Source organism: Jatrophihabitans sp., from assembly GCF_036389215.1.
Lineage (GTDB): Bacteria > Actinomycetota > Actinomycetes > Mycobacteriales > Jatrophihabitantaceae > Jatrophihabitans_A.
The window spans coordinates 23,978-31,718 of sequence record NZ_DASVQG010000332.1 but is presented as its reverse complement, the minus strand read 5'-3'; the positions used below and the strand labels follow the sequence as shown (position 1 = coordinate 31,718).

1 protein-coding gene is annotated in these 7,741 nt (G+C 72.2%); it reads right to left on the bottom strand.

The annotated features are described in order from the left end of the window. The coding region (locus VF542_RS18835; RefSeq protein WP_408653235.1) for a hypothetical protein at positions 1-7,609 on the bottom strand (7,609 nt) is incomplete at its 3' end. Positions 7,610-7,741 lie beyond the last annotated feature (132 nt).

The following is a 7,741-nucleotide window of genomic DNA, read 5'->3' as shown; positions in this document are numbered from 1 at the left end:
TGACCAGCCGGTCCTCATCGACCGTGCAGGCCCACCCGGTACCGGTGCCGGCGAGGAAGCTGAGCCCGGCGGGCAACGGGTCGCTGAGAACAAGTTGATCGGCGGTGGACGGCCCGGCGTTGTGCACCCGCAGGGTGAAGTCCGTGGCCTGGCCGACCTGGCCGTTGCCGGTGTGCAGCATGACCAGGCCGAGGTCGGCCAGCTTGCCCACCACTATCGAGGCCGAGTCGCCGCCCGGCGTGCCCGGGGTCGGCGAGGACACCACCGCCTGGTTGGTCGCGGAGCCGGCCGGGGCCTGCGGATCCACCTGGACCTGCAACTGGAGCACCGGAGCGGATTCACCAGCTACCAGCGCGTGATCCAGGATGCAGGTCACCGTCTGGTGCGCCGTCGGCGACGGAGGCGCCGGGGCCGGCCCGGCGGAGCAGTCCCAGCCGCCGCCGGCGGCAAACAGGTAGCTCTGGTAGCCCGGCAGCGTGTCGGTCACCGTGACCGGCACGGCAGAGTCACTGGGGCCGGCGTTGCGCACCGCCAGCTGCCATCCTGCCGTCGCGCCGGCCTGTACCTGCGGATCGGTCGGGGCCGTCACCACCACCAGATCGGCCTGGGCGCGCACCGGCACCGGCACCGGTGGCGGGTCCGTCCGGGTGCCGGCGGTGCCGGATGCGATGCCGGCGTTGTTGACCAGGGTGGCCGTGCCGGCCGGCAGGTTCACCGGTGTCGAAGCCGACACCAGCGTGGTCAGCACCAGATCCGGCGCGGTCGTACCGGCGGCCAGCCCGGTGCGCCCGCACACCACCGACTGCCCGGCAGCGGAGCAGGTCCAGCCACTGCCGGTGTAGGACTGCAGGCTCAGATACGCCGGCAGGGTGTCGGTGACGCTGACGGTGCCGGCGTCGCTGGGACCGGCGTTACGGGCCGACAGCACGAAGCTCGCGGTGGTTCCGGCCAGCACCGGAGCCGGCGTGCTGAGTGTCTTGGTCAGGCTGAGCGCCGCGCTGGTCAGGACCTGGACCTGATCGGTGCTGGAGTTGTCGGCGAGGTCGGGGTCCGCGGTACCGCTGCCGACCGTGGCGGTGTCCTCGAGCGTGGCGGGTCCGATCTCCGGGTCGAGCTGGACGAGGAGGTTCAGCTGGGTGGCACTGGCGCCGGTGGCCAGGCCCGCGGCCAGCACGCAGCTGACCAGCCTGCTGCCGGCGGCATAGCCGCAACTCCAGCCGGTACCGGTGGCCGAGCTGAAGCTGAGGCCGGCCGGCAGCGCGTCCAGCACCGTGACCGGGCCACCGATGTCGGACGGCCCGGCGTTGTGAACCGCCAGCCTGAAGGTCAGCGGGTTGCCCGCGACCGCGGTGCCGGTGTGCGAGAGGGCGATCGAGAGGCCGGCGACCTGGGACACCGACGAGTCGTCGACATCGCTGTTGTTGCCCGGCACCGGATCGGGCGTGCTGGAGGTCACCGTGGCGGTGTTCGACGCCGGGCCGAGAAAGCCCGTCGCCAGGTTCACCGCCAGGGTGAACGACGAGCTGGCCCCGGCAACCAGCGACCCGGTGTAGCCGCAGCCGACCTGCTGGCCGGTCGCGGCGCACGCCCAGTTCGGGTCGGTGGAACTGAACGAGTCGTAGCTGAGGCCGGCCGGCAGGACGTCGCTGACCTCGACGCCGACGGCGTCGGACTCACCGGCATTGCGGACCTGGATCTGGTAACGAGCCTGACTGCCGGCCACGAACGGGTTGGTCAGGTGCAGCTTCTGGATCACCAGGTCCGCACGGACGGCCGGCAGGTCGGTCTGGACGTCGAAGTTGTTGGCGGGGACCGGGTCGGCGGTCGGTGATCCGGCATTGGCGGTGTTGGTGACCGGACCGGTCTGGGCGGAGGCGATGACCACCGTCACCGATACGGCGGCAGGCACCCCGCCGACGGCCAGTGGGCCCGGCAGGGTGCAGTGCAGGCTGGCGGCAACGGTGCCGGCGGCGATCGGGTCACAGCTCCAGCCCGACCCGGCCGCCGACACGAACGTGCTGCCGGCCGGCAGCTGGTCATCGATGCTGATCGGACCGACCGCCCTGGACGGGCCCAGGTTGGTGACCGCCAATTCGTAGCTGGCCGGCGCCCCGGCGACCAGCTGCGGCGAGCTGAGGCTGGTGCTGATCGTCAGGTCCGCGGTGGCCCGCACCGTCGCCGCCGTCGTGGCGCTGTTGTTGGCCGGGTTCGGGTCCTGGGTTCGCGCGCTGACGGCCGCGGTGGCCGACAGGGTGCTGCCGTCCGGCACCGACGGATCGACGGAGTAGGCCAGCGTGATCACCGGGAACGAGGCGCCGCTGGCCAGGGTGTCCCCGGCCGCGGTGCGCTGGCAGCTGACCGGGGCGGCGGTGCCGCAGGACCAGCCGGTGCCCGAGGCACTGACCGAGCCGATCCCGGCCGGCAGCGGGTTGGTGAGCTGGTCTGTGACGGTGAACGGCCCGATCGCCGGGTTCGGGCCGAGATTGCGCACCGTCAGCGTCCAGCTGCCGGTGCCACCGGCCACCGGTGCGCTACCGACGGCCTTGGTCAGGCTCACGTCGGCGGAGGCGATGTGAGCGACAGCGGTGCCGGGACCCGCGGTGTAACTGCCCGCGCCGTTGCCGCTGGCGCCGGTGGCATCCCGGGCTGTCGAGGTGGCCGAGTTGGTGTGGTTGACGACGAGGCCGACCCCGGGCGATCCGCTCACCCCCGGCTGCGGGGTGGCGCTCAGCGCGATGGTCAGCACCGCTGCCGGGTTGAGGGTGCCAAGACCGGTCCAGCTCAGCGTCTGGATACCGCCGGCAGTGGCCACCGTCGGCTCGACCGCGACCGCGGGGCCGCCGGCGACCGATACCCGTGCCGTGCCGGGGTCATAGCTCCAGTTGGGCGGCAGGGTGTCGCTGCTGCCGACCTGGTAGGCCACTCCCGAGCCGGTGTTGCGAACCGTGATCAGCCACCCGAACGACTCGCCGATGTAGCCGGTGCTGCCGGCCGGGGTGGACTTGGTGGTCGTCACCCGGGGAAAGAACGGGGTGATCGTCGCGGTGGCCGTCGTGCCGGTGTAGTGCCGGCCCCCGGCGGGCAAGGAGTCATAGCCGGTGATCCGCGCGGTGTTCACCAGCGCCGCGGCCGTCACCGATCCGGACGGAGCCAGCGTGGCGGCGTAGCTGAGTCCCGGCATCGAGGCGCCCTTGGCGATCGGGCCCGGCAGCGTCCAGGTCAGCACCCCGCCACCGGTGGACGGGTTCGCACCGGTGAGGGTGCCGCCGCCGGAGACGCTGGCCGGGTCGACGACCACACCGGCCGGCACCGTGTCGGTGACCGTGGTGTTGTAGGCGGCGCTCGTGCCGGCGGTGTTGCGGTTGCTGATGGTCACGGTGTAGCTGAAACTCTGGCCCGGTTCCGGGTGCAGCCGGCTGACGGCCTTGGCCACCGAAAGCCCTGGTTCCAGCACCGTGACTCCGGTGGTGGCGTTGGGGCTCACCTGCTGGTAGCCGGCACCGGAACTCGCCGGCGGCGTCCGGGCGGCGTTGTCCCAGCCGGCGTGCACCGACTCGGTCAGCACCGCACCGGTACTGGCGGCAGCGACGTCGGCGACCCGGGCCGAGTAGTGCACGGTGACCGTGCGGGCCTGACCGGCGTAGGGCACGTCGCCGAGCAGCCAGCCGATCAGCGTGGCCGAGCCGGCCCCCGCGGCCGAGGTCAACCGGACCGCGTCGTCGGGCGTGCAGGCTGAGCTGTCGGCGTTGGCACAGCTGACGGTGCCGGGCACGACCGAGTTCGGGTCGATGCCGGCGGGCAACTGGTCGATCAGCGACAGGTTGTAGAAGTTCACACCGGCAGGCAGCGCCGCCGAGGAGCTGAAGTTGACGGTGTCGCCGACCGCGGCCGAGGGTGGCGTCACCGAGGTCAGCGCGGTGGCCCCGGCCACCGTGACCGTGCTGGTGGCCCCGGCGCTGTACGTCCGGCCGCTCGGGTTGCCGTCCTGCACAGGTGAGCTCCGGGTGCCGGCCAGGCTGTTGCCGGTCAGCGCGGCGAGGTTGGGGTAGGTGGCCTTGCCCGACGCCGACGGGTCCACGGTGGCGCTGTACTTCATGCTCAGCGACGACCCGCCGGCCAGGTCGCCGAGGTTCCAGCTCAGCAGTGTCGTTCCGGCCGGGCAGCCGTTGCTGGCGTTCCCGGCGATGGCGGCGACCGGGCTCACCCCGGCCGGCGTTGCCAGGTAACCGGTGAACGTCATGCCTGCCGGCAGGCAGTCGGCCACCCAGCCGTCGTGCACCGGCGGCCGGCCGACGGCGTTGGTAGCCCTCACGGTGTAGGTGACGTTCTGGCCCGCTGCCACGCCGGTGCCGGCGTCATTGGTCTTGGTCAGCCCTGCCGCCGGTTCGACATCGCTGACGCTGGCAGCGGCCGTCCGGGCCGGCAGCAGGCTGCCGCCGGTGGCGGCGGTGGCGCTGCTGAAGGTGGCGGTGCTGGTGCGCACCACCGCGTGCTGGTTGGCCGCCAGCAGGGCCAGTTGGGCGGTGAACGTCAGCACGAACAGCTGGTCGGTGCCGGTGGTGTTGTCATAGCTGGCCGGCCACCGGATGCTCGGCACGGCGGGGTCGAAGCTGAAGCCGGCCGGCAGCGGCTGGTCGGCCGGCGACCCGGCATCGGCGGTGTACGCCGCGGCGGCGCCGATCAGGGACAGCCCCGCCGGTAGCGGGCTGCTGAAGATCGCGTTGTAGACCGAGGACCCGGCCGGCACCCGGGCGGTGACGGTCCAGCTGAGCTGCTCGCCGATGGTGGCCTGGGTGCTGGCGGCAGGAGTGGCCTCGGCACCGAGATTGCCGCTCTCGGCAACGGCCGAGCTGACGCCCGAGGTGACGCTGACGTTGCGCAGGTAGACGTCGCTGGCATCGCCGGCCGCCGGGGCGTCGTACTGGCCGGCCGGGACGGTGCTGTCGATATTGGCGTTCGGATAGAAGGTAGCGCTGCCGGTAGCGGGGCCCGGCAGGTCGGTGGCGACGGTGTAGGAGCGCACCGCCGCGGTGTTGTCGAACACCGTCGAGACGCTCACCCCGGCCGGGATGCTCACGGTGTACTGGTAGCTCTTGGTGGCCCCGGCGGGCAGCGCTGGCGTCCCGGCGCCGTTCCACAGCACCGCGCTCAGGCTGGCATTGCCGGCAAAACTGGGATGGCCCGGTGCTGCCGGATCGGTGCAGGTGCCGCCGTCGGTGATGGCGCTGAGCTGCGCGCACCGCAGGCCCGCGGGCAGCACGTCCCACAGTTGCAGGTCCCCGACATCGACGGCGTTACTGGTAGCGGCGCTGCCGGCGTTGCCGGCGTCGATGTCGAACACCACCGAATCGCCTTCCCGGACCAGCACATGATCGGAGTTCGGGCCCGGTGCCGGGATGGCGCCGTTCACGCCGGCCACCCCCTTGGCGACGGTGACCGGTGGTGCGGCCGCCACCCGGAAGCCGGCGGCGGCCCGCAACGAGCTGGCCTTACCGGCGCTGTCGGTGGTGTGCAGCTTCACGATGTTGCCGGGCTTGTCCGGCGCCGGGCCGGCCGCCGGGTCGGTGACCAGGACGCTGAAGCGCACCACGAACACCTGCCCGGCCGGCACCGTGGTGGAACCGTCGGACTGGCTCGTCCCGAGGTTCCAGCTCAGCGCCCCACCGGCCGCGCCGGCGGCGTCGAAGCTGATTGCCGCCGGGTCGACGGTGTTGCCGGCCGGATAGCTGACGCTGCCGTCCTCGTAGGCGGTACCGGTCGGCAAGAAGTCGGTCAGCACCGCGTTGCGGGTCTGGTTGGTGCCGGAGAACCCGACGCTGATCTGGAAGCAGATCCGGTCACCCTTGCCGAACACCGGATTGCCGGCCCCGTAGCTGGTGCCCGGGTCCGAGCATTCCATCGGCGTGGCGCGCGCGGCGACCGAACCGGCCAGCGAGCCGGCGGAGGTGGTCCTGGTCGCCGAACTGGCATCGCGGACCGGCTGGTTCCCGACCACGCCGGTGGCCGGCACCGGCGTCGAAGTCCCCATCGCCGCCACGGTGCTGGTGAAGCTGTCGCCGGCCGCCGGTGGCAGTCCGGCCAGTGCGCCGCCGGTGTAGCCGGCCCGGTCGCGGGCGGGGTAGGTGATGTCGAGGGAGCCGTCGTGCGGTACCGCGACGGGTGAGAACACGACGGTGAAGCTGCCGTCGGCATTCTGGGTGATCGACTGGTAGGGCAGCGACGGCGCGAGGCCGGGCACCGGCGCGCAGTCCGCCGGTGCCCCGCTGACATGGTTGGTGGCCCCGTCCAGCGGGCACATCCCGTTGGGCAGCAGGTGGGTGAGCGTGATCGCGGAGTTGTCGGCGTACTCCCCGGAATCGAGGTGCAGGGTGAAGCTGGAGATGCCGCCGGCGGCGAACTCCGCGGGCGACGCCGACTCCTGGATCCGCAGGTCGTGCACGCTGACCTGCTGGCTGGTGTCTGACACGCTGGCCGCCCCGCCGATCGCGGCACCGGTGTAGCTGCCGCCGGCGTGGGCGTAGCTGACCAGGAGCGCCGGGTCACCGAGCTGGCGGGTGCTGGCGCCGGTGTTGTTGTCGAGGTTGGCGGCCTGGCCGAGCGAGGCCGGGCTCGGGCCGGCGGGGAACAGCACGTTCTGCTTCAGCGCGACCGCGGCGGCGTAACGGATCGTGCTGGTCTGCCCGGCGGCCAGCGTGCCGAGCGCCCAGCTCAGCTTGGTGTAGACACCGGGCGGATAGCTGACCGTGCCGTTCGCGGGTGGGTTGAGCACGGTGTCGACCGAGGTGGGCAGCAGGCAGTTCGCGCCCACGTCCGGGGTTCCGCTCAGCCGGGCCGCGCCCGGGTACTCCACCGCGGAGCCCGAGGTGTTGTCCAGCTGGCCGCAGCCGAGGAACTCCTGCGCGGCCGGCAGATAGTCCAGCACGGTGACGCCGGTGGTGGCGGCCTGGCTGCTGTTGCTCAGCTGCAGGGTGTAGATCGTCGGATGCCGGTGCGCGCCACGCAGCACCTTCGCACTAGAGCCGGACTGGGTTTTGGTCAGCTGCAGTGCGGTGATCACGGTGGCGCTCTGGGTGCTGGTGGCCGGCTGGACCCGGGAGTCGGCGACCGGCAGCCCGGTGGCGGTGAAGTGCGCAACGTAGCGCGGGGCGGTGCTGGCATAGGCATTGGCGACGTTGTACAGGGTGCTGCCGACCGGGAGGCTGGTGGTCGCCGAGAAGCTCAGGACGGCCGAGGAACCCGGTGCCAGGTCGAACAGGTCGCTCCAGAGAAGGGTCTGCTGGCCGGTGCCCGGATCGGTCAGGACGGTTGGCTCACCCAGGTCGGCCGGCGTGGTCGAGCCGGGCTGGTAGGCCAGGCCCACCGGCAGCACGTCGCGGAACGAGGTGTTGTATTCCGGTTGCGCGCCGGCATTGGCCGACGGGTTTGCCGCGGTCAGCGTCAAGCGCACCGGCTTGCCCGCCAGCACGGTGGCCGGCGCCTGCCCGGTCACCGTGATCGCGGGCGCGGCGGCCGAAGCCGGCGTTGCCCGGAGCAGGCTGAGGCTTGCGCTCACCAGGACGCAGGCAGTCGCCAGCGCGGTCAGTCGGCGCGTGGTCAGCCGCCGACCCATCACGCAGCGCTCCATAGCATATGCGGAGCGTAACTGATGTTAGGTTTACATGAGGTCCGAACGCGATCTAGTGTGACCGCCTACGCGCCTAAGCCAGGGCTGTCGCCCGGCCACGCCGCCCGCTTCCGGCCG